This window comes from Qipengyuania gaetbuli, from assembly GCF_009827315.1.
In the GTDB taxonomy this organism is placed as follows: Bacteria; Pseudomonadota; Alphaproteobacteria; order Sphingomonadales; family Sphingomonadaceae; genus Qipengyuania; species Qipengyuania gaetbuli.
In genome coordinates this window covers 1,986,280-2,011,877 of record NZ_WTYF01000004.1, presented here as the reverse complement: position 1 = coordinate 2,011,877, position 25,598 = coordinate 1,986,280, and the positions used below count along the sequence as shown (strand labels likewise).

At 65.3% G+C, this 25,598-nt stretch carries 26 protein-coding genes; 14 read left to right on the top strand and 12 right to left on the bottom strand.

Going from position 1 to position 25,598, the window contains the following annotated elements:
• Window position 1: 1 nt before the first annotated feature.
• Window positions 2-1,237, bottom strand: coding sequence for a histidine--tRNA ligase (gene hisS / locus GRI42_RS12435; RefSeq protein WP_160608788.1), 1,236 nt, complete (start codon window positions 1,235-1,237; stop codon window positions 2-4).
• 117 nt (window positions 1,238-1,354) lie between these two features.
• Between hisS and ppa the strand changes: the two genes are divergently transcribed.
• Window positions 1,355-1,888 (top strand): inorganic diphosphatase, encoded by a 534-nt coding sequence (gene ppa, locus GRI42_RS12430; RefSeq protein WP_160608787.1) that lies wholly within the window; start codon window positions 1,355-1,357, stop codon window positions 1,886-1,888.
• Between the two features lies 1 nt (window position 1,889).
• Here ppa and GRI42_RS12425 read toward each other — a convergent pair whose 3' ends face one another.
• The 3 genes from GRI42_RS12425 to GRI42_RS12415 form a co-directional block, all read right to left on the bottom strand.
• Window positions 1,890-3,278, bottom strand: a complete 1,389-nt coding sequence (locus tag GRI42_RS12425; RefSeq protein WP_160608786.1) for a mechanosensitive ion channel family protein — start codon at window positions 3,276-3,278, stop codon at window positions 1,890-1,892.
• Window positions 3,275-4,621 carry a TldD/PmbA family protein gene (locus tag GRI42_RS12420; protein WP_160608785.1) on the bottom strand — a complete coding sequence of 449 codons (1,347 nt, stop codon included), beginning with the start codon at window positions 4,619-4,621 and terminating at the stop codon, window positions 3,275-3,277. Before GRI42_RS12420 ends, GRI42_RS12425 begins: the two co-directional genes overlap by 4 nt.
• 64 nt (window positions 4,622-4,685) lie before the next feature.
• Window positions 4,686-5,075, bottom strand: coding sequence for a hypothetical protein (locus GRI42_RS12415; RefSeq protein ID WP_315899672.1), 390 nt, complete (start codon window positions 5,073-5,075; stop codon window positions 4,686-4,688).
• Window positions 5,076-5,265: 190 nt separating this feature from the next.
• Here GRI42_RS12415 and lptB point away from each other — a divergent pair, with 190 nt between their 5' ends.
• From lptB to GRI42_RS12380, 7 genes are all read left to right on the top strand, one after another.
• Window positions 5,266-6,036, top strand: a complete 771-nt coding sequence (lptB, locus tag GRI42_RS12410) for an LPS export ABC transporter ATP-binding protein (RefSeq protein ID WP_224832686.1) — start codon at window positions 5,266-5,268, stop codon at window positions 6,034-6,036.
• A 26-nt stretch (window positions 6,037-6,062) separates the two neighbouring features.
• Window positions 6,063-7,517, top strand: a complete 1,455-nt coding sequence (rpoN, locus tag GRI42_RS12405) for an RNA polymerase factor sigma-54 (protein ID WP_160608783.1) — start codon at window positions 6,063-6,065, stop codon at window positions 7,515-7,517.
• Between the two features lie 139 nt (window positions 7,518-7,656).
• The gene (gene ctrA, locus GRI42_RS12400; protein ID WP_160596098.1) at window positions 7,657-8,352 is read left to right on the top strand and encodes a response regulator transcription factor CtrA; all 696 of its coding nucleotides are present in this window, start codon (window positions 7,657-7,659) and stop codon (window positions 8,350-8,352) included.
• Between the two features lie 189 nt (window positions 8,353-8,541).
• Window positions 8,542-10,338: an SLC13 family permease gene (locus GRI42_RS12395; RefSeq protein WP_160608782.1), complete on the top strand. Its 1,797-nt coding sequence runs from the start codon at window positions 8,542-8,544 to the stop codon at window positions 10,336-10,338.
• A 46-nt stretch (window positions 10,339-10,384) separates the two neighbouring features.
• A complete protein-coding gene (gene trmB / locus GRI42_RS12390; RefSeq protein WP_160608781.1) occupies window positions 10,385-11,086 on the top strand; it encodes a tRNA (guanine(46)-N(7))-methyltransferase TrmB in 702 nt (233 codons plus the stop codon).
• Window positions 11,087-11,146: 60 nt separating this feature from the next.
• The gene (locus GRI42_RS12385) at window positions 11,147-12,520 is read left to right on the top strand and encodes an NAD-dependent succinate-semialdehyde dehydrogenase (RefSeq protein ID WP_160608780.1); all 1,374 of its coding nucleotides are present in this window, start codon (window positions 11,147-11,149) and stop codon (window positions 12,518-12,520) included.
• Window positions 12,521-12,525: 5 nt separating this feature from the next.
• The gene (locus GRI42_RS12380; RefSeq protein WP_160608779.1) at window positions 12,526-13,179 is read left to right on the top strand and encodes an SDR family NAD(P)-dependent oxidoreductase; all 654 of its coding nucleotides are present in this window, start codon (window positions 12,526-12,528) and stop codon (window positions 13,177-13,179) included.
• A 30-nt stretch (window positions 13,180-13,209) separates the two neighbouring features.
• On the opposite strand, the gene GRI42_RS12375 is transcribed toward GRI42_RS12380, so the two are convergent.
• The 3 genes from GRI42_RS12375 to GRI42_RS12365 form a co-directional block, all read right to left on the bottom strand.
• On the bottom strand, window positions 13,210-13,818 hold the full coding sequence (locus GRI42_RS12375) for an outer membrane protein (protein WP_160608778.1): 609 nt from the start codon (window positions 13,816-13,818) through the stop codon (window positions 13,210-13,212).
• Window positions 13,819-13,938: 120 nt separating this feature from the next.
• Entirely contained in the window at window positions 13,939-15,099 is a 1,161-nt protein-coding gene (locus GRI42_RS12370) for an aminotransferase class V-fold PLP-dependent enzyme (RefSeq protein ID WP_325065334.1), read from the bottom strand.
• The gene (locus GRI42_RS12365) at window positions 15,080-17,344 is read right to left on the bottom strand and encodes an NADP-dependent malic enzyme (protein ID WP_160608776.1); all 2,265 of its coding nucleotides are present in this window, start codon (window positions 17,342-17,344) and stop codon (window positions 15,080-15,082) included. The genes GRI42_RS12370 and GRI42_RS12365 overlap by 20 nt, the downstream gene beginning before the upstream one ends.
• 113 nt (window positions 17,345-17,457) lie before the next feature.
• Here GRI42_RS12365 and mutS point away from each other — a divergent pair, with 113 nt between their 5' ends.
• The 3 genes from mutS to GRI42_RS12350 are packed head-to-tail and all read left to right on the top strand — an operon-like array spanning window position 17,458 to window position 20,900.
• Window positions 17,458-20,082, top strand: coding sequence for a DNA mismatch repair protein MutS (mutS, locus tag GRI42_RS12360; RefSeq protein WP_160608775.1), 2,625 nt, complete (start codon window positions 17,458-17,460; stop codon window positions 20,080-20,082).
• Between the two features lie 26 nt (window positions 20,083-20,108).
• Window positions 20,109-20,453: a hypothetical protein gene (locus GRI42_RS12355; RefSeq protein WP_160608774.1), complete on the top strand. Its 345-nt coding sequence runs from the start codon at window positions 20,109-20,111 to the stop codon at window positions 20,451-20,453.
• A gap of 36 nt (window positions 20,454-20,489) precedes the next feature.
• On the top strand, window positions 20,490-20,900 hold the full coding sequence (locus GRI42_RS12350; RefSeq protein WP_160608773.1) for a YidH family protein: 411 nt from the start codon (window positions 20,490-20,492) through the stop codon (window positions 20,898-20,900).
• On the opposite strand, the gene GRI42_RS12345 is transcribed toward GRI42_RS12350, so the two are convergent.
• The 5 genes from GRI42_RS12345 to gluQRS all read right to left on the bottom strand — a co-directional run bounded on the left by GRI42_RS12345 (window position 20,897) and on the right by gluQRS (window position 23,892).
• Complete coding sequence (locus GRI42_RS12345) at window positions 20,897-21,238, bottom strand: hypothetical protein (RefSeq protein ID WP_160608772.1); 342 nt, start codon at window positions 21,236-21,238, stop codon at window positions 20,897-20,899. The genes GRI42_RS12350 and GRI42_RS12345 overlap by 4 nt on opposite strands.
• A 47-nt stretch (window positions 21,239-21,285) precedes the next feature.
• Window positions 21,286-22,158, bottom strand: a complete 873-nt coding sequence (locus tag GRI42_RS12340) for a 3-hydroxyacyl-CoA dehydrogenase NAD-binding domain-containing protein (protein WP_160608771.1) — start codon at window positions 22,156-22,158, stop codon at window positions 21,286-21,288.
• Window positions 22,159-22,229: 71 nt separating this feature from the next.
• Window positions 22,230-22,808, bottom strand: a complete 579-nt coding sequence (locus tag GRI42_RS12335; protein ID WP_160608770.1) for a cob(I)yrinic acid a,c-diamide adenosyltransferase — start codon at window positions 22,806-22,808, stop codon at window positions 22,230-22,232.
• Window positions 22,809-22,821: 13 nt separating this feature from the next.
• Window positions 22,822-23,052 carry an HIG1 domain-containing protein gene (locus tag GRI42_RS12330; protein ID WP_160608769.1) on the bottom strand — a complete coding sequence of 77 codons (231 nt, stop codon included), beginning with the start codon at window positions 23,050-23,052 and terminating at the stop codon, window positions 22,822-22,824.
• 9 nt (window positions 23,053-23,061) lie between these two features.
• Complete coding sequence (gluQRS, locus tag GRI42_RS12325) at window positions 23,062-23,892, bottom strand: tRNA glutamyl-Q(34) synthetase GluQRS (RefSeq protein WP_160608768.1); 831 nt, start codon at window positions 23,890-23,892, stop codon at window positions 23,062-23,064.
• A 103-nt stretch (window positions 23,893-23,995) separates the two neighbouring features.
• On the opposite strand from gluQRS, the gene GRI42_RS12320 reads away from it, so the two are divergent.
• The 3 genes from GRI42_RS12320 (at window position 23,996) to GRI42_RS12310 (ending at window position 25,582) form a co-directional block, all read left to right on the top strand.
• The gene (locus GRI42_RS12320; protein WP_160608767.1) at window positions 23,996-24,604 is read left to right on the top strand and encodes an HNH endonuclease; all 609 of its coding nucleotides are present in this window, start codon (window positions 23,996-23,998) and stop codon (window positions 24,602-24,604) included.
• 52 nt (window positions 24,605-24,656) lie between these two features.
• Window positions 24,657-25,175: a GNAT family N-acetyltransferase gene (locus tag GRI42_RS12315; protein WP_160608766.1), complete on the top strand. Its 519-nt coding sequence runs from the start codon at window positions 24,657-24,659 to the stop codon at window positions 25,173-25,175.
• Window positions 25,176-25,306: 131 nt separating this feature from the next.
• Window positions 25,307-25,582 carry a hypothetical protein gene (locus tag GRI42_RS12310; RefSeq protein ID WP_160608765.1) on the top strand — a complete coding sequence of 92 codons (276 nt, stop codon included), beginning with the start codon at window positions 25,307-25,309 and terminating at the stop codon, window positions 25,580-25,582.
• Window positions 25,583-25,598 lie beyond the last annotated feature (16 nt).

Sequence of the window (25,598 nt, the reverse complement as noted above, 5' to 3'; positions counted from 1 at the left end):
GTCAGTCGAGCAGCTTCTCGATGGCACTGCGCGCATGGTCGTCCGCCTTGATGCGCACGTGTTCCACGCCGTCGCGAAGATCGAAGGCGACGATCTTGTCGGCCCCTGCCTTCACCGCCTTGTCGAAGCGCTTGCGCGGGCTTCCGCTCGCCATCAGTTCGGCAGAATGGCCGCCGGCCCTGATCTTGCCGATGGCCGCGATCGCGCGCTGGATGAGATCGTCATTCTCGACCACCACGATGACGTCCGCATTGGGTTCGCCCTTGTCGCCGACCAGCATCGCCAGGCGCTCGATCCCCGCAGCCCAGCCGACCGCAGGCGTGGGCGCTCCGCCGAGGCTCTCCATCAGCCCGTCATAGCGTCCGCCGCCGAGGATGGTGCTCTGGCTGCCGAGCTTGCCGGCTGCCTCGCTGCCTTCGTCGGGAATGAATTCGAAGGCGGTGTGGCGATAATAATCGAGGCCGCGCACGAGGCTTTCCGCGCGCGTCCACTTAACCCCTGCCGCATCGAGACCCGCGGTGACGGCATCGAAGAAAGCGCGAGCATCGTCCGACAAGTACGCGTCGATCTTCGGCGCATCGGCCACGAACCGCCTGTCGCGCGGGTCCTTGCTGTCGAGGATGCGCAGCGGATTCTTTTCGAGCCGCTCCTGCGAATCTTCGCTCAGTTCGTCCTTCACGGCGCGGAAATGCTCGACCAGCGCGCCGCGCCAGGCTTCGCGGCTGTCGCCGTCGCCCAGCGTGTTGAGGTGGAGCGTCACGCCCTCGATCCCCAGTTCGCGAATGATCTGGTCGGCCATGGCGAGCAATTCGACATCGGCCTGCGGTTCGGCCGCACCGAGGATTTCGGCATCGATCTGGTGGAACTGGCGATAACGGCCCTTCTGCGGGCGCTCGTAACGGAACAGCGGGCCATGCGTGGCAACTTTGAGCGGCGCATGCTGCTGCCACCCGTTCGACAGATAGGCACGCGCGATGCCGGCGGTGAATTCGGGGCGCAGGGTGAGCGATTCCCCGCCGCGGTCATCGAAGGAATACATCTCCTTCGAGACCACGTCGGTCGTCTCACCGATGGCGCGGCTGAACACCTCGGTCTTCTCGAACACGGGCATTTCGACCCGGCGGAAGCGGTAGAGCTTGCGCACGCGCTCGAAGGTTTCGACGACGAAAGCGAATGCTTCCGCATCGGGACCGAAGATATCCTGCGTGCCGCGAATGGCCTGTGGTGTTTTCGACATGGGCGCCGCGATTAGGACTATCGTCCCCCTTCCGCAATCCTTCGCAAGGCGCTAGGGCGCGCCGCGAAGTCTTTCTGGGGAGAGGGGCGAACCTAAACTTAGTTAGAAGAGTAGCGCATGCGCATCGACAAGATCCCCGTTGGCGACAATCCGCCCGAGAGCCTCAACGTCATCATCGAAGTGCCCACCGGCGGCGAACCGGTGAAGTACGAATTCGACAAGGAAAGCGGCGCGCTGTTCGTCGACCGCATCCTGCACACGCCGATGCGCTACCCGGCGAACTACGGCTTCGTGCCCCACACGCTGTCGCCCGATGGCGACCCGCTGGACGCGCTGGTCATCTCGCGCTCGCCCTTCATCGCGGGCTGCGTCGTTCGTGCCCGCCCGATCGGCGTGCTCAACCTCGAAGACGAGCATGGCGGCGATGAAAAGCTGATCTGCGTGCCGGTCGACACGACGTTCCCCTATTACTCGGACGTCGGCGAGACGAAGGACCTTCCGTCCATCATCTTCCAGCAGATCGAGCACTTCTTCACCCACTACAAGGACCTGGAAGCCGAAAAGTGGGTCCGTGTCGGCGCTTGGGGCGATGCCGCAGAAGCGCGCAAGATCGTGATCGAAGCGATCGAGCGTTACGAAGCGGGCAAGTAACTCATTCCACCGGGCGTGAGCGGTCGAGCAGGTCCTTGTCCTGCTCGCCGCCCGCCTGGCGGCGTTCCTGTTCGACCATCTCGACGATCTCGTCGACCGGACGAACGTCCTCTTCGGGCGGCGCGGAACTGACCTGCCCCACTTTCTTCGCCGCCTGCTGTTCCTTCTCGCTCGTGCCTTCCGCACGGTTCTCGAACGGGAGTGTCGCCGAACGCGGGTCGAACCGCAGGCGATAGATCGGCTCCGGCAAGCCAAAGCCCGCATCTTCCAGCGCGTCCTTCACCGCCGGGATCGCCTGGCTCTGCGCCTTCCACCAGTCGGTCTTGGTCTGGTCGATCCAGCCGAGGAAGCGGATCACCACGTTCGAATCGCCCACTTCGATAATCCGCGCTTCGGCAGGCGGGTCGTCGAGCACGAAGTCGAGCGCCGCCAGCGTATCGCGACCGAGCTGCCGCGCCGCGCGGGCATCGTCGTCCGCATCCACGCCGAGGTCGAATTCGAAGCGCCGGTTCGGGTTGCGGGTGAAATTGGTGATGACCGCCTTGAACACCTGGCTGTTGGGGATGCGCAAATGATTGCCGTCGAGCGTCATGAGGATCGTCGCGCGGCTGGTCAGGCGGATAACGCGGCCTTCCAGCTGGTCGATCTGCACCCAGTCGTTGGCGCGAAAGGGCTGACGTAAGGACAGCATCAGCGAGGCGACGTAGTTCTCGATCGTATCGCGCAGCGCAAAGCCGAGCGCGAGGCCGATGACGCCGGCCCCGCCCAGCACCGCGCCGAGCAGCGCGCCCGCCCCGACCATATCGAGCGCCACCACGAGGCCGCCCACGATGAAAACAAAGCGGATGGCGCTGGCGATGAGTTCGGCAAGGAAGCTGTTGGGCGTGATTTTATGCCACAGCACGCCCAGCCCGGCGATGATGTAGCCGACCAGGGAGATCACGCCCCAAACGGCCAGCGCCAGCGCAATCAGCGGCAGCATCGCGACGAAGCCGGACCAGCGGTCGGCCAGGCTCAACAGACCTTCGCCCTGCGTGGAGATGGACAGGTCGCGCTGCAAGTCGTTCTCTACCGTCACTACGCCCGACACGCGCCCTGCGATCGCTTCGGCGCGGGCGATGTCTTCCTGACGCGGGACCGTGCCGCCGAGCGAGACGACGCCCTGGCTGACCGATACCTCGACCTCCGAAAAGGCCGGGAGTTCTGCAAAGATGCCGCGAATCCGCTCTGCAATTCTGTCGTCCGCGCCCTCGTCGATCGTATCGTCGATCTGCTGGACAGGCGCCTCGACAGGGGCGGCGGCCTCGCTGCCTTCCTGCGAAAGCTCGGGCAGGATCGCACTCGCTGGCGTCGCCGAAAGCAGCACGAGCGAGGCGAGGAGCGCCCTCATTCGCCGGCCACCGTCATGCCGTCGATGCGGATTGTCGGCACGTTGATCGCGCGGTCCATTTCGAGATCGTTTGCCGGGATCATTGCACGGAACATGTCGAGCAAATTGCCGGCGATGGTGATTTCGGCAACCGGCCCGGCAATCTCGCCATTGCGGATGCGGAAGCCCGTTGCGCCGCGACTGTAATCGCCCGTCACCATGTTCACTCCTTGCCCGAAGAGTCCGGTGACATAAAGTCCGTCCGCTATATCGGCCATGAGTTCGGCTGGCGTGACGCTGCCCGCCTCGAGGTGCCCGTTGGCAAGGCTGACACCGGGAGCCCCGCCGCTCGACCGGGCAGCATGACCCGTCAGGCCAAGCCCCAATTGCCGGGCCGAGGCGACATTGGTCAGCCAGCCGGTGATGCGTCCGCATTCGACCAGATTGCGCGGCGTGCAGGCGACACCCTCGCCGTCGAAAGGACGAGAGCGCAGGCCCCGCGCGCGAAGCGGGTCCTCGACGATCCGGATCGCGCTGTCGAACAATGCCTCGTCCTCGCGCCCGAGGAGGAAGCTAGATTTGCGCGCGATGGCCGGTCCGCTCATCGCACCGGCGAGGTGGCCGAGCAGGCCTGCACCGATACGCGGATCGAAGACCACCGGCATCGGCCCGCTGGGCAGCGATCCGGGACCGACCTTCGCCACGGCCCGCTCGCCCGCCTCTCGCCCGATTTCGGCAGCGGATGGCAGGTCGGCGAAATGCCGCGCGCTACGAGTGGCGTAATCGGTCTGCATCGTGCTGCCTTCGCCCGCGATGACATTGGCCGAAAGCGAGAAGCCGCTACCCGAATACCCGCGCGAGAACCCTTCCGACGTGACCAGCGCGACCAGTGAACGGCCACTACTCGCGCCCCCGCCATTGCTGTTCGTCACGCCTTCGACGGCGCGCGCGGCATCTTCCACCGCCAGCGCCATCTCACGCAGCTTTTCGGGGCCGGGTTCGCTATCGTCGGAAAGGTCGAGGTCGGGCACTTCGCCGGTCATCAACGCGTCGGCCCCGGCAAGCCCGGCATAGGCGTCTTCCGGCGCGTGTCGCGCCATCTCGACCGCACGTTCGGCCAGCGCGCGAAGGCCCTCGGGCGCGAAATCGCTGGTGTGGATCGAGGCGGAGCGCTTGCCGACGAAGACGCGCAGGCCGATCTCCTCGCCTTCGGACCGTTCCACCTCTTCCAGCACGCCCAGCCTGACGCTGACGCTTTCGGAGGAATCGGCACGCGCCACGGCATCGGCAGCATCGGCGCCCATCCTTCGGGCGAGCGCGACGAGGTCCTGGCAGCGCGCGAGCGCGGTGTCGGTATCGATCATGTAATTGTAACTCCGCTGGACCTGTTCGGGGTCCGGCTAGAGCGCGGGAGGCGTCCCCGCAAGGTCAGCCGAAAGCGGCGTAGGCGAGCTTGAACAGGCCGGTCAGGACCATCGGCAGGCCGATGGCGAGGCTCCACAGGAGCACGAGGTCGCGGCGGAACGCGCCGAGCAGTTCCGAACCGTGTGCTTCTTCGTCTGTGAGATCGGCCCAGCGCTTCTCGAACCAGCGGCAGGCGGGAATGATAAGCGCGACGAGGATCGCCAGCGCGAAATAGGGGGCGGTGGAAGACACGCCTTCCTTCATGGCGTGAACCGTGAAGAAGATGTGGAGACCGGTGTAGACGATTAGCGCGATCGCGACATTGTCGCTCATCGATTTGCGCAGGTCCCTGCGGTGGACGTGGGGTTCGGCCCCCGACACCGCGCTGTCCTCGATCGCCTTGCCCATCGGCATTCTCCCCGTTCTCTCTCCGACTCGCATTGTTTCAAAATTGCGGCAGGCTGGCAAGCTTGGCGCGAGACATTGCGCGGGACTGTTCCAATGTAGTCCATGCAGGAATCCTGCCAGTTCGTCGAAAGAGGCGTTCTCGGGGGTTTCCAGCAAGTCCTGCCATGCTATGGCGCGGCCCATGGCAGATGTCAGCATGAGCCCTGAAAACGAAGCGGTGCACGATGCCGCCCCGCCCATCCCGCAGGGTGGGCTGGAAGTCATTTCGATCGCCAAGAGCTACGACAAGCGCGCCGTCCTTACGGATATTTCGCTGACCGTGGGCAAGGGCGAAGTGCTCGGCCTGCTGGGCCCGAACGGCGCCGGCAAGACGACCTGCTTCTATTCGATCATGGGTCTGGTGCGCCCCGATGCAGGCCGCATCCTGATGGACGGCGAGGACGTGACCAAGCTGCCGATGTACCGGCGCGCGATCCTCGGCCTGGGGTACCTGCCACAGGAAACCAGCATTTTCCGCGGCATGACGGTGGAGCAGAACATCAACTGCGTGCTCGAGATGGTCGAGCCTGATGCCGACACGCGCGAGAAGGAACTCGACCGCCTGCTCGATGAATTCGGCCTGCAGCGGCTACGCACCAGCCCGGCCATGGCGCTGTCGGGCGGTGAGCGCCGCCGCGCCGAAATTGCCCGCGCACTGGCCGCCAAGCCTTCGATCATGCTGCTCGACGAACCCTTCGCCGGGATCGACCCGCTGTCGATCAGCGATATCCGCGACCTCGTGAAGGACTTGAAGACCCGCGGGATCGGCGTCCTCATCACCGACCACAACGTGCGCGAGACGCTGGAAATCGTCGACCGCGCCTGCATCATCTACGGCGGGCAGGTGCTGTTCGCCGGCACGCCCGAAGCGCTGGTGGCGGACGAAAACGTCAAGCGCCTCTATCTCGGCGAGAACTTCACGCTGTGACGACGGCGCGCGCCCGGAGCTGACCCATGGCGCTTGGTCCGAGGCTAGACCTCCGGCAAACCCAATCGCTGGTCATGACGCCGCAGCTGCAGCAGGCGATCAAGCTGCTGGCGCTGTCCAATCTGGAAATCGAAAGCTTCGTGGCCGAAGCGCTGGAGAGCAATCCGCTGCTTGAAATCGGCGAGACCCGCCGCGAGGCGGGCGAGGCGGATGCGCCCGAGCCAGCCGGCGAACACGACAGCGCTCCCGGCCCCGATGGCGAAGGGGCGCTCGATATCGCCCAGCACGCACTCGATCCCGATGCGGCGCCCGGCGACATGGGCGACTGGGCGCGCGCAGGCACAAGCGGTGCCGGCGAAGGCGACTTGCCCGATTTCGAGAACCGCAGCTCGGACGGCCCGACGCTGGCCGAACACCTGCTCGACCAGGTCGGCGCGCAGGCGCATGACGGGCGCGAGGCGCTGATCGCGACGCGGATCGTCCACGAGCTGGACGAGGCGGGCTATCTCCACACCGAATTGCGCCACCTCGCCGAGGAGCTCGGCACCTCGCTGGCCGAGGTCGAGCGCGGCCTCATGCTGGTCCAGTCGCTCGACCCCACTGGCATCGGCGCGCGCAGCGTGGCCGAATGCCTCGCGCTGCAGGCGAAGGAAGCCGACCGCTACGATCCCTGCATGGCACGGATGATCGACAACCTGGAACTGCTCGCGCGCGGCGAAATCGCGCGCCTCAAGCGCTTGTGCGATGTCGACGACGAGGACTTCGCCGACATGCTGGCCGAATTGCGCAGCTACGATCCCAAGCCCGGTTGCCGTTATGGCGGGACGGCGGAAGCGGCGGTGGTGCCGGACGTGCTCGTCAGTCCGAGCGGCAAGACCGGCTGGACGATCCGCATCAACGAGGCGAGCCTGCCTCGCCTGGTCGTCAATCGGGAATACTACGTGGAACTGGAAGCCGGGGCTCGGGACAAGGCTTCGCGCAAATGGCTTAACGATCAGCTGGGCGAAGCCGACTGGCTGATCCGCGCACTTGACCAGCGCCAGAAGACCATCCTCAAGACCGCGAGCGAGATCGTGAAGCGGCAGGAAGGCTTCTTCCGCGAAGGCGTTTCGGCCATGCGACCGCTGACTTTGCGCGAAGTGGCCGAAGCCATCGAGATGCACGAAAGCACGGTCAGCCGCGTCACCAGCAACAAGTACCTGCACTGCCCGCGCGGCACGTTCGAGATGAAGTACTTCTTCTCCAGCGGGGTGGCCGCCGCCGACGGCGAAGGCGCTTCGTCCGAAGCGATCAAGGCCCGCATCCGCGCCCTGTGCGATGGCGAAGATCCCAAGAAGGTCCTGTCCGACCAGGCCCTCGCCGACCTCCTCAACAAGGAGGGGTTCGACCTCGCCCGGCGCACCGTCGCCAAGTACCGCGAGGCCATCGGTATCGGGTCGAGCGCGGAACGGCGCCGACAGAAGAAGCTGAAATCATTGTGAGTCTCTTCTGCAACACCGAAAAATCTTAACGCACTTTACCTCACGTTAACCTTTTCCGTTCAGACCTGCTGTGGTTAACAACGGGCAACACCTCTTGACGGGGCGTTACCGCGAACTGGGGCAACGGGGGACCAGACCCATGCGTGTACTGCTGATCGAAGACGAGCCGACAACCGCCAAGGCGATCGAGCTCATGCTTACGACCGAAGGGTTCAACGTCTATTCGACCGACCTGGGCGAAGAGGGTTTGGATCTCGGCAAGCTCTATGATTACGACATCATCCTGCTCGACCTGAACCTGCCGGACATGCACGGCTACGACGTGCTCAAGAAGCTGCGCGTCGCCAAGGTGCAGACGCCGGTTCTCATCCTCTCGGGCATTGCCGAGATGGACAGCAAGATCCGCAGCTTCGGTTTCGGCGCCGACGATTACGTCACCAAGCCGTTCCACCGCGAGGAACTGATCGCCCGCATCCACGCCGTGGTACGCCGTTCGAAGGGCCACAGCCAGTCGATCATCCGCACCGGCAAGCTGGCCGTGAACCTCGATGCGAAGACCGTCGAAGTCGACGGTGCCCGCGTCCACCTGACCGGCAAGGAATACGCCATGCTGGAGCTGCTCTCGCTCCGTAAGGGCACCACGCTGACCAAGGAAATGTTCCTCAACCACCTCTACGGCGGCATGGACGAACCCGAACTCAAGATCATCGACGTCTTCATCTGCAAGCTGCGCAAGAAGCTCAGCCATGCATGCGGCGGCGACAATTACATCGAAACCGTATGGGGCCGCGGCTACGTGCTGCGCGACCCGAACGAAGAGGCGGAAGCCGCCTGACCTGATTACTCCTGGACGGGACAGCGAGACGCCCGCAGGCCACCGGCTTGCGGGCGTTTTGCGTGGTGCCGTGCCCCTGCGCTGCGCACCATGGATTGGCTATCCGGCTCGATTGCCCATCTTGCTTGGAACCCGCCACGCGATCTGCGAATTTGAGCGCCTGCAAACCAGACAATTCGATCGGGCCCTATGTCGTTTCTCTCGGACTATTCGGCCCAGATAGGGCTCCTGCTGCTGGCCGCGACATTTGCCGCCTTCGTGCTCGAGCGCAGGCCTCCGGTCGTCATCGCCGTCGTATCGGCGGTGCTGATGCTGCCGCTCGGCTATCTCTCGCCCAAGCAGATGCTGGAGACCTTCTCCAATTCCGCGCCGATCACGATCGCGGCGATGTTCATCCTGTCGGGCGCGCTGCTGCGGACCGGTTCGCTGGAGGCGATATCGGGCTGGGTCGTGCGGCGCACCTTGCGCAAGCCCCGGCTGGCAGTGGGCGAGATCGGGGTCGGCACGCTCGCCGCTTCGGCCTTCATGAACAACACGCCGGTGGTCATCGTCATGATCCCGGTGGTCAAACGCCTCGCCCGCGCGTTGAAAATCTCGGCCACGCGCCTGCTGATTCCGCTGTCCTACCTGACCATTCTTGGCGGCACGATGACGCTGATCGGGACCTCTACGAACCTGCTGGTCGACGGCGTTGCGCAGGAACAGGGACAGGCTGCCTTCGGGATCTTCGAGATATCGGCGGTGGGCGCGGTCGCCGTACTGGCAGGCCTTGCCGTACTGCTGGTGTTCGGACCCTTCCTCCTGCCCGACCGCGGGCCGCGGGTAGGCGACGAGGAACGCGAGGACGACCTCTACCTCACGCACCTGATCCTGAACCCAGTGAGCCGCTATGTCGGCCAGCGCATCAAGGATGCCGCCTTCTCGCGCCGTCCTGGGCTCAAGGTGCAGGCGATCATGCGCGGCGGCAAACCGGTGCGCAAGGACGCGGGCGATGCAGTCCTTGCAGCGGGCGACCAGCTCGTCGTGGCCGGAAGCCCGGAAGAAATCGCCTCCCTTGCCGAGGCGCGCGATTTCCGCACCGGCCTCGTCGGCGTCGGCGGAGGTGTCGCGACCGCCGCGCCCGACCGGCCGCGCGACCTGCGGATCGTCGAGGCGATGGTCGCTGCGTCGCATCCCGTAGTCGGGCAGCGGCTGGCCGAAATACCCATGCTGTCGCGCCTCAAAGTTCGCGTGCTCGGCCTCTCGCGGCCGCGCCATCTTGCCGGGCCTTCGCTGGCCGAGGTCCGCGTGCGGCCGGGCGACCGCCTGCTTATCGCGAGCGGCACGGAGGCGCTGCAATCGCTCCAGGACAATATCCAGCTAGCGGGCGTGGGCGAGACCGCTGTCCGGCCCTTCCGCCGCAACAAGGCGCCCATCGCCATCGCCACTCTTGCCGCCGTGGTCGTCGGGGCAGCTCTCTTCGGCCTGCCGATCGACGCGCTGGCGGTCGCCGGCGTGGCTGTTGCTCTGGCGACGCGATGCATCGAGCCGACCGACGCGTGGGCGAGCCTCGATGGCAATACGCTGGTGCTGATCTTCGCGATGCTCGCCTTCGGCAAGGGCCTCGACAATGCCGGCACGATCGAGCTCATCGTGCAAGCTATCCAGCCGTTCATGGGCGCAAGTTCCCCCTTCCTGCTGATCCTGCTGGTCTATGCCGTGACCAGCGTGATGACCGAGGCAGTGACCAACAATGCCATCGCGGTCATCATGACCCCGATCGCCATCGGCCTTGCGCAGGCGGCAGGGATCGATCCGCGCCCGCTGATCGTGGCAGTGATGTTCGGCGCCAGCGCGAGCTTCGCCACACCCATCGGCTACCAGACCAACACCCTCGTCTACGGCGCGGCCAATTACCGCTTCGGGGATTTCGTGAAGATCGGCGTGCCGATGAATATCGGCGTGGGGCTGGCCACCTCGGTCGCCATCTGGATGCTCTTCGCCTGAGCGCACACGCTGGACCGCAGCGTCCGGCACGGCTAACGGGCGCGCCATGTCTGCACACAAGGAAGGCGATCCGACCACGTTGAACCGGCTCTACGGGCGTAGCCAGGGCAAGCCCCTGCGTGCGGCCCAGCAGGAGCTTGTCGACAAGCTGTTGCCGCAGATCGCGGTGCCCGAAGAAGGGCCGGTCACCGCCGAGCGCCTGTTCGGCTTCGATCGCCCGCTCCATTTCGAAATCGGCTTCGGCGCAGGCGAGCACCTCGCCTACCGCGCCGACCTGCTGCCCGACCACGGCTTCATCGGCGCAGAGCCCTTCCTCAACGGGGTGGCGCAGGCGCTGACGCATGTGCGCGACGGCGGCCTGGCCAATGTCCGCATCCAGCACGGCGATGCGCTCCAGGCGCTTGCCCGTGTGCCCGACGGCGGGCTGACAATGCTCTACCTCCTCCATCCCGACCCTTGGCCCAAGGCCAAGCACGCCAAGCGCCGGATGATGAACGACGGGCCGGTGCGGATGATCGCCGACAAGCTGAAGCCCGGCGGTGAATTCCGCTTCGGCACCGACCACCCGATTTACCTGCGCCATGCGCTGATGGTGATGCGCCGCTTCACCGACGAGTTCGAATGGCTGGTCGATGGCCGGCAGAGCTGGGAAAACCGCCCGTCGGGCTGGTGCGAGACGCGCTACGAGCACAAGGCGCGCAACACCTACGGCCACGAGGTCTGGTATTTTCGCTTCCGCCGCAGATAGGACCGGAACGCCTGGCGGGGGCGGCCATTGGTGGAGCATACCCTGCACAGGAGCGCGTTCTTGATTACCACCACCAACCCCGCCACCGGCGAAACCATCGCCGAATACGAAACGCTCGATGCGAACGGTATCGATGCGAAGCTGGAGGCGGCAACGCGGGCCTATCGCGACTGGCGCACCAGCCCCGTGGAGCTTCGGACAAAGCTACTTGCGCGGCTGTCGGACCGCTATCTCGAACGCAAGGAAGAGCTCGCAAGGCTCGCGGTGACCGAGATGGGCAAGCCGATTACGCAGGCGCGCTCCGAAGTCGAAAAATGCGCCAGCCTGTTCGCCTACCTGGCCGAACACGGGCCGCCGATGCTGGAATCCGAATTCTGGGAACTTGGCGATGGCGGCAGGGCCGAAGGGCGGTGGCTGCCACAGGGGCCGGTGCTGGCCGTCATGCCGTGGAACTTTCCGTATTGGCAGGTGGTCCGCTTCCTCGCCCCCACCATCCTTGCCGGTAACGTCGGCGTCCTCAAACACGCCAGCATCGTGCAGGGCGTCGCGCACAAGATGGAAGAACTGGTGCTGGAAGCCGGCGGGCCCGAAGGCCTGTTCCAGAACCTGTGCGTCTCGTCCGACCCGATTGCCGATGTCATCGCCGACACCCGCATCGTCGCCGCCACGCTCACGGGAAGCGAGGGCGCGGGCAGCGCGGTCGCCGCGCAGGCGGGCAAGCACCTGAAGAAGGTCGTGCTGGAACTCGGCGGATCTGACCCCTTCATCGTCATGCCGTCCGCCGACATCGACAAGGCAGTGGAGGACGCGGTTTTCGCGCGCATCCAGAACAACGGCCAGTCCTGCATCTGCGGCAAGCGGACCATCGTCCATGCCGATATCCATGACGCCTTTGCCGACAAGTTTATCGCTGCACTGAAGGCAATCGAGCCGGGCGATCCGATGGACGACGACACGAAACTCGGCCCGCTTTCGAGCGAAGGGCAGCGCGACACCGTGCTCGAACAGGTCGAGAAGGCGAAGCAGGAAGGCTGCACGCTCCTGTTCGGCGCGAAGAAACTCGATCGCCCCGGGGCGTGGATGACCGCTGGCCTGCTCACCGACGTGCCGCTCGCCAGCGAGACCGGTACGGACGAGATATTCGGACCCGTGGGCCAGATCTACCAGGCCAAGGACATCGAAGAGGCGATCACCATCGCCAATGCCATCCCCTTCGGCCTCGGCTCTGCTGTCTGGACCAGCGACGAGGAAGAGCGCGAAATCTTCGCCAACCGCATCGAGGCGGGCATGACGACCTTCAACGCGGTCAACGGATCGAAGATCGAGGCGCCCTTCGGCGGCATCAAGAAATCGGGCTTCGGGCGCGAATTGTCGCACCACGGCCTGCATGAATTCATGAACCTCAAAACGCTGGTCTACCCGGCAGAAGGATAATCCGCATGAGCAAGACCATCCTCATCGTCGGCGCATCGCGCGGCATCGGCCTCGGCCTCGCGCGCGAATTCAAGGCGCGCGGCTGGAACGTGATCGCGACCGAACGCTCGCACAGCGACGAACTTCATGCCCTTGGCGGTGTTCGGATCGAGACGATGGACGTGACCGATCCTGCCAGTTTCGAAGGCTTCGACACCCCGCTCGACGCGCTGATCGTAAATGCGGGCATCACCGGCGCACGCCACCAGTCGGCCGAGCAGGCAACGGGCGAGGAAGTGGCAGAGGTCATGATGACCAACGCCTTCGGCCCGGTGCGGCTGGCCAAGACGTTGTTGCCCCGCGTGGCGGATGGCGGGACAATCGCCTTCATGACCTCGCTGATGGGCTCGATCAAGGACAGTTCGGGCGGATATGAACTCTACCGCACCAGCAAGTGCGCGCTCAACATGCTGGCCAAGGGCGTGGCGGAGCAGGATGCCGGACCGCGCAACATCGCGACGCTGGCGCTCCATCCCGGCTGGGTCCAGACCGACATGGGCGGGCCCAATGCGCCGACCAGCGTCGATGAAAGCGTGAAAGGCCTTGCCGATGTAGTCGAGAGCGCGGGTGGAGGAGAGTTTCGCTACGTCGACTACACCGGCAAGGACCTGCCGTTCTAGCGCCTCACGGGCGCCAGAAGATTTGCCCGGTCAGAACCGGAAACCGACACCTGCAACCAGCTGGTCGGTCGTGGCATCGCCCTGGTCGAGATCGGCCAGGTCGTTGTACTTCGAACGGCGGTATTCGACCTTCGCTTCCAGCGCGCCGGGCAGCTGGAACTGCAGGCCCGCGCCGTAGCGGAAGCCGTCGGCGTTCTCGTCGAGATCCGACAGCGAACCGCTTTCGGTAAAGGCCTTGGTGTCGAGCGCGGTGTAACCGGCCTTGCCGTAAGCCGCGATGCCAGGCGTGATGGCGAAGCCGGCGCGCGCGCCGACATAATACTGCCCGTTGGCTTCAAGACCTTCACGCGCACCGCCGAAGCTGTCCGGGAAGCTGGTCGAACCGTCGCTGGTCGACAGCTCGCCCTCGAGGCCGACGAAGGCGCTGCCGAGGCTGAGGTCGTAGCCGGCCGTGATGCCGTAGACGGCGCTGTCGGCGCTGGCGGTGGCACTGCCGTCGGCTGCATCCACGTCGAGGCCCTGGTAGCCGCCGATCACGCCGATATGGAGTCCGCCCGGAGCGGCGTTCTGGTCCTGCGCCATGGCCGGCGCGGCTGCGAAGCCTGCACCGATGGCGGCGAGCGCGATGATTTTCTTCATGTTCTGGGTATTCCTTGTTCTGCTTTCCCCGTTGGGGCGCGGCCTTTGCGCAAGGCCGCCTTGCGCGCGGCTTAACCGCGCGGCCGGCTTGCAGATCCGCTCGACGAGCCGTGCGGGAAGCTAGGCGAGAACCTGCCGGAGCGTGTCCAGCAACGCCGCCGAATCCGCCTCGTCATTGTAGAGATGCGGAGTGACGCGCAGCGACTGGCCGCGGGCCGAAACGAACACCTGCGCTTCCGCCAGTTTCTCTGGCAGCCCCGCTGGCAGGCCGCCGGGGAATTCGAGCCCGAGGAAATGCGCCGCACGCGTGCCGAGCGGCGCTGCGCCCAGGCCGAGTGTTGCCGCCTCGTCGGCGATCGCCTGTGTCTTCGCGGCAAGTGTCTCGGCGATCGCGTCGACCCCGTGACCGGTCAGGAAATCGAGCGCTGCGCCCGCCCCCATCAGCAGCGGGGCATTGGACTTCTCGCCCATGTCGAAACGCCGCGCACCGGGCTGGAAATCCTCGCGGTAGTCGACCAGCCGGGCAAAATCCTCCGAGCCCGCGCGGTTGATCCAATTGTGCTCGATCGGCTCGCCCCCGTGGTGCTTCGGATCGACGTAGAGCATGCCGATGCCATAAGGGCCCATCAGCCACTTGTAGCAGGCAGCAACCGCGAAATCGGGCTTCACCGCCGGGAAATCGAGCGGCATTGCGCCCAGCGACTGGGTCAGGTCCAGCACCAGCGCGGCGCCGACTTCGCGGCACCGTTCGCCGACCCTCACCAAGTCGACCACGCGCCCGTCGGCCCAGTGGCAGTTCGGCACAGCAACGATAGCGGTATCCTCGCCGATCGCGTCGAGCACGGCGCCGGTCCAGCAATCCTGCGACGGGCGCTGCACCGCAATCACCTCGCCGCCTTCGCGCTTGGCCTTTTCCTGCCAGGGATAGACATTGGAAGGAAACTGGTCGCCCAGCGTTACCACCTTGCGGCCCGGCCCCAGCGAGAGGTTGTTCGCCGCGACGGATATCGCATAGCTCACGGACGGCACCACGGCGATGCAATCGGCATCGACCCCGGCCAGTCCCGCCGCCTTGGACCGGAAATCCTCGACCACGCGGAAGAAGTCTGGCGGGCGGAAATCCCACGGCTGTTCCTTCAGCCTCGCGCCTTCCACCATCGCCGCGCTGACCGCCTGCGAGAGCGGCGCCATATAGGCGCAGCTGAGGTAGTGGACCTCGCGCGGGATCGAGAACAGGTGGCGCTGCGAACCGATCATGGCGTCAGCCCAGCACGCCCGCACTCGCCAGCACTGCCAGCGTCAGGATATCGGGCGCAATCGAGGTCATCGGCGCGATCTGCACCGGCTTTTCCATCCCGATCATCATCGGGCCGACCGTCGTCTCGCCGCCGAGTTCGCGCAGCAGCTTGGCCGACAGGTTCGCCGATTGCAGGCCGGGCATGATCAGCACGTTGGCCGGACCCGACAGGCGGCTGAAGGGATAGAGCGTCATGACCTTGGGGTTGAGCGCGGCATCGGGCGCCATTTCGCCCTCGTACTCGAAGTTCACGTTCGGATCTGCATCGAGCAGCGCCACCGCATCGCGGATATTTGCCAGCCACTGGCCCGACGGATTGCCGAAGGTGGAATAGGACATGAAGGCGACGCGCGGTTCGTGCCCCATGCGGCGCGCGACGGCAGCTGTCTCGCGCGCGATGTGGGCCAGCTGTTCGGCGCTCGGCCGCTCGTTGATGGTCGTGTCGGCAAGGAAGGTCGTCTGGTTCTTGCCGATCATCATGTGGATGCCGAAGGGCACTGCGCCGGGCTTTGCATCGAGGACACGGCCAACCTCGCGCGCGGTCTGCGCGAAGGTGCGGGTAAGGCCCGAGATCATCCCGTCGCCATGGCCCAGCGCCACCAGCAGAGCAGCAAAGACGTTGCGCTCCTGGTTGACCATGCGGCCCACGTCGCGCTCGGTATAACCGCGGCGTTGCATGCGCTTGTAGAGATAGTCGACCATGGCCGGGACCTTGTCCGACACAGCCGAGTTCTCGATGATCCAGTCGTCCGGATCCTCCACCGCCAGTTCGACCAGCTTCTCGCGCACCTTCTCCGTGCGACCGACGAGGATCGGTTCGCCATAGCCGAAATCGCGGAACTGGATCGCGGCGCGCAGCGCGACTTCTTCTTCCGCTTCGGCAAAGACCATGCGCTTGGGATTGGCCTTGGCGAGTTCGTAGATATTGGTCAGCGCGGCCGTGGTGGGGTTGAGGCGCGCCTTCAGCTTGTGGCGGTATTCCTCCATGTTCTCGATCGGGGCCTGCGCGACGCCCGAATCCATCGCCGCCTGCGCGACCGCGCTGGAGACGACTTCCATGAGACGCGGATCGAAGGGCGCGGGAATGATGTATTCCTCGCCGAACTGGTGGGTCACGCCGTAGGCGGCGGCCACCTCCTCGGGCACGCGTTCGCGCGCCAGTTCCGCGATGGCCCGGGCAGCTGCAATCTTCATTTCCTCGTTGATCGCGGTCGCCTGCACGTCGAGCGCGCCGCGAAAGATGAAGGGGAAGCCCAGCACGTTGTTGACCTGGTTGGGATAGTCGCTGCGCCCGGTGGCGATGATCGCATCGGGGCGGACCGCCTTGGCGTCCTCGGGCATGATTTCCGGCACCGGATTGGCCATGGCGAAGATGATCGGCTTGTCCGCCATCCTCGCGACCCATTCGGGCTTCAGTGCGCCAGCTGCCGACAGGCCGAGGAAGACGTCGGCACCTTCGAGCGCTTCTTCGAGGCTGCGGGCCTCGGTTTCGACCGCATGCGCGCTCTTCCACTGGTCGACGCCATCGCGCCCCGGGTAGATCGGGCCCGAACGGTCGCACACGATCACGTTCTCGTGGCGCACGCCGACCGACTTGATCAGCGCGGTGCAGGCGAGCGCCGAGGCCCCCGCCCCGTTGACCACCATCTTCACGTCCTCGAGCTTGCGGCCGGTCAGGTGGCAGGCGTTGATGAGTCCGGCGGCGGAAATGATCGCGGTGCCGTGCTGGTCGTCATGCATGACCGGGATGTTCATGCGTTCGCGCAACGCCTGCTCGATGATGAAGCATTCGGGCGCGGCGATGTCTTCGAGGTTGATGCCGCCGAAGCTCGGCTCCATCAGCGCGACCGCCTCGATAAACTTGTCGGGATCTTCGGTGTCGAGTTCGAGATCGATGGAATCGACATCGGCGAAGCGCTTGAACAGGACGGCCTTGCCTTCCATCACCGGCTTCGAAGCCAGTGCGCCCAGATTGCCGAGGCCGAGAATGGCGGTGCCGTTGGAGATCACCGCGACGAGGTTCGAGCGCGCGGTGTATTTCGCGGCATCCTGCGGATTGGCTGCAATCGCTTCCACCGGCGCGGCGACGCCTGGCGAATAGGCAAGCGACAGGTCGCGCTGGCTCGCCATCGGCTTCGATGCGATGATCTCGATCTTACCGGGACGGATGGTCTCGTGGTAGAACAGCGCCTCGCGCGTGGTGAATGCGGTCGGTTTCTCGTCGTCCATGTGCGTCCTTGTCTCTATCCGGCCCCGCCCTAAGGGCATTTTCTGAGAAGTCATAGGGGAAAGGCGCCTTCCGCCGACTCCCGAATCGCCAAGCCCCTCGCTAGGCCGGTCCCATGTCCGGCAAGCCTACCCCGATGATGCAGCAATATCTCGCGCTGAAACGCGAGGCCGGCAATGCGCTGCTGTTCTACCGTATGGGCGACTTCTTCGAGCTGTTTTTCGAGGATGCGAAAGTGGCCTCGGGCGTGCTCGATATCGCGCTTACCAGCCGGGGCGAACACGCGGGCGAGCCTGTGCCCATGTGCGGCGTGCCCGTGCATGCGGCGGAAGGCTATCTCGCCCGCCTGATCAAGGCGGGTTGCCGCGTTGCCATCGCCGAACAGACCGAAACGCCCGACGAGGCCAAGGAGCGGGCGAAGCGCGAAGGCACACCGACGTCGAAGGCGCTGGTTGCACGCGATATCGTGCGCTTCGTCACCGCCGGCACGCTGACCGAGGAGGCGCTGCTCGAGCCGCGCCGGGCCAACCTGCTGGTCGCCATCGCGCCGGTACGTGACGGCGTGGGCCTTGCTTCCTGCGACATCTCGACCGGGCGGATGGAACTGGAAGAATGTGCGCCGCAAGCGCTCGACGCGGCACTGGCGCGGCTCGGGGCAAGCGAAATCGTCGCGCCCGATGATTGGGAGGGTGCGCCTGCCGAGGTCATTCCCCGCCCGCGCCCTGATTTCCGCAGCGAGGAAGGCGAAGCGCGTCTGAAGGCGGTCCACGGCGTCGCAACGCTCGACGGGCTCGGGGATTTCACACGGCCCATGCTGGCGGCTGCGGGCGGGCTGGTCGCCTATCTCGACCATGCCGGGCGCGGCACGCTGCCGTTCCTCCTGCCTCCCGTCGCCCGCGGCAGCGGCGCGCATCTCGCCATGGACGCAGCGACTCGCGCCAGCCTCGAAATCCTCGAAGCGCAAGGCGGCGGACGGGCAGGCTCGCTCATCGCCTGTGTCGATCGCTGTTCGACCGGGGCAGGTGCAAGGCAGCTGGCCGAAGACCTTTCCGCCCCGCTCGCCGACCGGGGTGCGATCGAGGAGCGGCTGGCCGCGGTCCAGCATTTCCACACCGATCCCCTGCTTCGCGCCGACCTGCGCGCAGTGTTACGACAGGCGCCCGATATCGGCCGTGCGCTGGGCCGCCTCGTCGCCGGGCGCGGCAGCCCGCGGGATCTCGGCCAGATCCGCGACGGCCTGTCCGAAGCGCGGCGCATTCGGGACATGCTGGCCGCAAGCCCCGACCTGCCCCCTCTGCTCCACCGGATGACGGGCGCCCTCGGCGGCCATGCAGCCCTGGTCGACCACCTCGCCCGCGCGCTCGTACCCTCCCCGCCGACCGAGCGTAGCCACGGCGGCTTCATTGCGGCCGGCTATGACCACTCGCTCGACGCGCTGCGGGAAGCTTCGGGCAATGCCCGCAAGGCCATCGCCGCACTGGAAGCGAAATACCGCGACGAGACCGGGACGCCCTCGCTCAAGATCAAGCACAACAAGGTGCTCGGCTATTTCATCGAGGTGCCTGCCAAGCACGGCGACAAGCTGATGGCAGCCGACAGCGGCTTCACTCATCGCCAGACCATGGCAGGCGCGGTGCGGTTCAATTCGGTCGGCCTGCACGAGGAGGCGACCCGTATCGCCGAAGCAGGCGGCCACGCACTCGCTACCGAAGACGCGCATTTCGAGGTGCTGCTCGGCGAAGTCGTGGCTGCGCGCGAGGCTATCGCAGCCACTGCTGCCGCGCTTGCCCGCGTCGATGTGTCCGCGGCGCTCGCCGAACGGGCAGTGGAAGGCGACTGGTCGCGGCCCGAAATGCTCGACGTGCCCTGCCTCGAAGTGACCGGCGGGCGTCACCCGGTCGTGGAGCAGGCATTGGCCAAGGCGGGCGAGCGTTTCGTCGCCAACGATTGCGCCTTGGGACCGGATGACCGCCTGTGGCTAATCGGCGGCCCGAACATGGGCGGCAAGTCGACTTTCCTGCGCCAGAACGCGCTGGTCCTGCTGCTGGCCCAAGCTGGCAGCTTCGTACCTGCCACCTCGGCGCGGATCGGCCTTGCCGATCGCCTGTTCAGCCGCGTGGGGGCATCGGACAACCTCGCACGCGGACGTTCCACCTTCATGGTCGAAATGGTGGAAACCGCCGCCATCCTGTCGCAGGCGACCGAGCGCAGCTTCGTCATTCTCGATGAAGTGGGGCGCGGCACGTCGACCTATGACGGCATGGCGCTGGCGTGGGCGGTGGTGGAGGCCGTGCACGAGCAGCTGAAGTGTCGCTGCCTGTTCGCAACGCACTACCACGAGCTGGCCCGCCTTGCCGACACCTGCGATGCGCTATCGCTCCACCACGTGCGGGCGCGCGAGTGGAAGGGCGAGCTCGTCCTGCTCCACGAGCTCGCGAAGGGGGCGGCGGATCGCAGCTACGGTCTGTCGGTCGCCAAATTGGCTGGCGTGCCTGCGCCGGTCATCCGGCGGGCCAAGGCGGTGCTCGACAAGCTGGAAAAGGGCCGTCTGGAAACCGGTGGACTTGCTGCCGGACTTGGCGATTTGCCGCTTTTCGCTGCCAGCCTCGAAGCGCCGGAAGCGGCGGACGACGGCTTGCGCAAGATGCTCGAAGCGCTCGACGTCGACACGCTAAGCCCGCGCGAGGCGCTGGAAAAACTCTACGAACTCAAGGCCGAGGCCGGGTCAACGAAGGTTTAACCGCGCTGCGCCTATAGTTGCGCGTCATGGAAACCAGCCTGTTTACCACCCAGCGCAAGAAGCTCGTGATGATCGGCCTGTTCCTCCTCGCCGTCATGGCGATGGTGGGCCGCGAAGAAGACCCGGGCATGTTGCAGAGCCTTGCCGACCAGTCGGCCGAAGCCACTGCGCGCCCCGTAGTCGCTGCGCCAGCCGCAGCCCCGGCGCAGGCCCAAGTGCAACCGCGTCAGCAGGCCTCGCCCGAACTCGACAGCTGGTATTCCGAAGCCGGGAGCCTCGATGCGCCCGCCGAAACGACGCCGGAAGACCAGAGCTGGCTGGTCAACGATACCGAGCCGCTGGTCTCGACCGACCCGATCGCCGCCCAGTAATCCGGAACGCCTGCCTTTCTCGCTCGCTTCTACGGCATGTCCCAGGACGATCCGCCCGACAGACCCGACAAGAGCACCCAGTGGGCTGAACTGCGCACCGACCTTGCCGAAGACCGCAACATCATGGCGATGGAGCGGACTTTTGCGGGCTGGATACGCACATCCTTCGCCGCCATCGGCATCGGCCTAGGGTTCAAGGCCGTGTTCGGCGCGTTCGACCCGCCGTGGCTGGCAAAGGCCATCGCTACGGTCTTCATCCTTGCAGGGGGCTGGCTTGCCATTACCGCCCAGAAGCGCGCCTGCCGCACACTGGAACGGCTCGACGCGCACCAGTTCGAGGCCATTTCAACCCCGAACTTCCGCGCGCTCGCCTATTCGGTCGCCGCAGGCTCGCTCGTGCTGACTGCGGGCCTCTGGATCCTCAACGACGGAAATCTCGGCGGCTAGCTGTCGTCCTCTTCGAACTCGGCGTCATGGCCTTCGCCGTACTTGCCGGCATTGTCGTCCATGTTGGGCTCGCCGCGAAAGGCGCCCATATCGATCCGGCCCGAACTTTCCATGTCGCGCATGTGATCGACGGTGTCCTGCGTGGAATCGCCCATCAGGCCCGAGGAGTTGGGGCCCTTTTCACTCTCGGTAGGCGAATGCGTTTCCGAGGTCAGTGAACGGGCCTGCTCGGCCACTTCCTGCGCCTGCGAGCGGTGATCGTCCTGCTCGTCGTTATGCGTTTCGGGGGCGAGGCCCGACTGGCGCATTTCCTGGGTCTGTACCTTGGTATCGGTCATGCAAAATCTCCTTTGCATGACCAACGGGCAGGCGGCCTGCGCGGTTCCTAGCGCGTGGGGGTCGGGGCCTCGCCCGAGTAGTCGTAGAAGCCGCGACCGGTCTTGCGGCCAAGCCAGCCGGCCTCGACATATTTCACCAGCAGCGGCGCGGGACGGTACTTGCTGTCACGCGTGGTCCGATACAGCACCATCAGGATGTCGAGGCAGGTGTCGAGCCCGACGAAATCGGCCAGCTGGAGCGGGCCCATCGGGTGGTTGAGACCGAGCCTGCAGCCCTTGTCGATGTCCTCGAGACCGGCCGTCGACTGGCCGAGGACGAAGATCGCCTCGTTGATCATCGGCAGCAGGATGCGGTTCACGACGAAGCCGGGTTCGTCCTGCGACAGCACGACTTCCTTGCCCAGCGCCTCGGCAAATGCCTTGGTGCGAGCGGTCGTTTCCTCGCTGGTGGCGAGGCCGGGAATGACCTCAATCAGGCCCATCACCGGGACGGGGTTGAAGAAATGCAGGCCGATAAAGCGCGCCGGATCGGGCGAGTAATTCGCCATGCGCGTGATCGGGATGGAACTGGTGTTCGATGCCATGATCGCACCGGCGCCCAGCTTTTCGCCCGCCTTCTCGAAAATGGCCTTCTTGATTTCTTCCTTCTCGGTCGCCGCCTCGATGATCATCTCGGCTTCGTCCATGCGGGCATAGTCGCCCACCGGGGCGATGCGCGACAGCGCCGCCTCGGCATCGGCCATTTCGATCTTGCCGCGGCCGACCAGCTTGCCGAGCGCCTTGTCGATGCCCGCGTGCGCTTTCGTCGCGACTTCGAGGCTTACATCGGCCAGCAGCACCTGCATGCCGTGCTGGGCAATGGTCTGCGCGATGCCCGAGCCCATCTGGCCCGCACCGATGATCGCGATCGTCTTGGTCACTTGGAAATTCCTTCGCACGTGCAGCAAAGCGCGCGGTCTAGCGAAGGTGTCGGGGGCTGGCTAGCGGCCAGTTAGCGGTTTTGGCCCGGAATCCACTTCACGTCCGCCCTGCCCCCGTCATTGGCCAGCCGCGCAAGGACGAAGAGATAGTCGGACAGGCGGTTGATATAGGCGAGCGCCTGCGGGTTGACCGGCTCTGCGGCAGCCATGGCGGCCATCGCCCGCTCGGCACGGCGGGCGGATGCGCGTGCGACATGGAGGCGCGCCGCGGCTTCGCTTCCGCCGGGAAGTACGAAGCTGGTCAGCGGCTCGAGCTGTTCGTTCGCCTCGTCGATGGCCTGTTCGAGCCAGGCGACCTGGCTGGCAACGACGCGCAGGACCATTTCGGACGGCGCGAAATCCTCGCCCTCGCCCGCAGGCGTGGCAAGGTCGGCGCCAAGGTCGAACATGTCGTTCTGGATGCGGTAAAGCGTATCGCCCGGCCCGCTGCCCGCCAGCACCACCGCCGCAAGGCCGAGGGCGGAATTCGCCTCGTCCACCGCGCCGATCGCTTCCATGCGCGGAGCATGCTTGGCAAGGCGCGAACCGTCGACGAGGCCGGTGGTCCCGTCGTCGCCCGTGCGGGTATAGATCTTGTTGAGCTTTACCACCCCCACAGCCCGCCTAGCTGGCGACTGCGAGCATGATCGCGATGATGATGATCGCCACCGCCTGCCACTTCACGCGCGCCATCATGGCGCGGTTCTGCTTAAGCTGCATTTCGGTCGCATCGACCTGTTCGCCGCTCTCGAGGTCGATCTTGGTGCTTTGCAGGAAAGCAACCACGCCGCGCACGAGTGAAACGACGACCATGACCATGGCCGCGATGAGCAGGATGACGAAGAAGGTGTTCATGGGCACTACCTAGGCATTGGCGAGGGAAATTCCAGCCGGAAACTCTCCAGCGCGCAGGCGCGCGGCAAGTTCCCGTCCGTCCTCGCCGTCCTTGCGCCTCTGGGCGAGGCTGGGGGAGTTGCGGCGCTTGGCCAGCTTCTGCCCGGTCTCGTCCAGCAGGATGGGATGGTGATGGTATTCGGGCACCGGCAGACCCAGCAATTCCTGCAGGACGCGGTGGATATGAGTCATGGCGAACAGGTCCTGCCCGCGCGTCACCAGCGTCACGCCGTCGGCGGCATCGTCCAGCGTGGCTGCTAGGTGGTAGCTGGCCGGCGCATCCTTCCTGACCAGCACGACATCGCCGAAGACCCGCGGATCCGCGACCATCACGCCGTTGGTTTCGTCTTCCCAGATGACCTCGCCCACCCGCGCCAGCGCCTTGTCGACGTCCAGCCGCAGCGAGACGGGCTTTTCGGGATCGAAGTTCTGCCCCTTGCAGGTACCGGGATAGATGGCCCCCTCCGGCCCCAGGCGCGGTTCGAGCGCGGCGATTTCTGCGCGCGTGCAGGTGCAGGGATACAGCAGGCCTTCGTGGAAGAGGAACTGCGCCACCTCCTCGTAATTGACGAGGCGGGTGGACTGGGCGGGCACTTCCTCCCACTCCAGCCCGAGCCAGGCGAGGTCCTCGCGGAATTCGTCGGGCTTTTCGGGAAGCGAGCGCACGCCGTCGATATCCTCGATCCGCAGGAGGAATTTCCCGCCGCGTTCCCTGGCAATGTCGTGTGCCACCACCGCCGAATAGGCGTGCCCCAGGTGGAGCGAACCATTGGGACTGGGGGCGAAGCGCGTGACTACCAAATGACCGGACTCGCTGGATAAGCCTGTGGAAAGCCTGTCTGTAACAGTCTTGACCCGTATCTGTGCAAGTGCATTCTCACAGCCATCGGGGAGGAACGCCGAAGTGTTCAGGGCCGAACTGCTTGAACGGGCCGCCAGGTTCCGAAGTACGGACGGGGATCCGACGCGCAATCTGCAGTCGTGTCCGTCACTCGTCCTGAACGCCGATTACACCCCGCTTTCCTATTACCCGCTCAGCCTCTGGCCATGGCAGACCGCGATCAAGGCCATCTTCCTCGACCGGGTGGACGTCATCGCCACCTACGACCGCGAGGTCCACTCCCCCAATCTCGACATGAAGATCCCCAGCGTGATCGCGCTGAAGCAGTACGTGAAGCCGAGCGAATTCCCCGCCTTCACCCGCTTCAACCTGTTCCTGCGCGACCGGTTTTCCTGCCAGTTCTGCGGGGACATGAACCATCTCACCTTCGACCATGTCATTCCGCGCCGGCTGGGCGGCAAGACGACGTGGGAGAACATCGCCACCGCCTGCGCGCCCTGCAACATGAAAAAGGGCGGCCGCACGCCGAAGCAGGCGGGCATGCAGCTCTACAACGAACCCATCCGTCCGACGCACTGGCAGCTGCAGCAGCATGGCAAGATGTTTCCGCCAAACTACCTTCACGAGACCTGGCGCGACTGGCTCTACTGGGACATCGAGCTGGAAGAGTGAGGGAGCGGACATTCGCTTGACCGCCGCGGCATGCGGCAGTTAGCCCGCATCAATGACAGCCATCTCGATCCTGCCGGTCCAGCTTGACGAGGTTTCTGCCCTGGCCGCGATCGGGCGCCGGACCTTCGAGCAGACTTTCGCAGCCGGAAACAATCCCAACGATTTCGCCATCTACCTCGACCGGGCGTTTTCCCAGGAGCAGCTCGAGCAGGAACTGCGCAATCCGGACTCCCACTTCTATTTCGCGCGGTTCGGGGACGAGATCGGCGGATACCTCAAGACCAACACGGGAAATGCCCAGACCGAAGAGTTGGAAGGCAGGACCTTGGAGATCGAGCGCATCTACGTCGATGAAGCAATGCAGGGGGCGGGCGTCGGCAAGGCGCTTTTCCAGCATGCCGTCGGGCAGGCCGAAGCGATGGCAGCCGATGCCGTGTGGCTCGGCGTGTGGGAGGAAAACCCCAAGGCGATCGAGTTCTATTCGCGGCAGGGCTTCACGGCTTTCGGCGAACACGAATTCACGATCGGGAACGATGTGCAGCGCGATATCCTGATGCGCCGCACGCTCTAGTCAATACCGCGTCCAAGCATCACCGCGGGAGCCGCCCACAATTACTGCGGCCTGATTATTCGCTTGTCCAAGAAAAGCGCGTGAATTATTCAAGCGCTGGCGCCAATCTTGGCGCAAGGAATTGAACGATCATGAAAATTACTAGTGTCGCTTTCCTCCTGCCGCTGGCGGCAGTGCTGGGCGGCTGCGTTTCGACGGCCATCGAGCAGGCGGGCACGGAACTTGCCGACATCTGCGAAGCGAGAGGACCGGACATGCGCATCGAATCGCCCAAAGCGGAATCGCGCGGCGGGATGTTCGGCAATGTCGTGGTGACCGGCAATTGCGTTGCGCCCGAAGATGAAGGCTACGCCGAAGCCATGACGATCGAGGAATATCGCGCCAGCCTCGGCAAGACTCCGAAGTAAGCGCGCACGGTCCAGC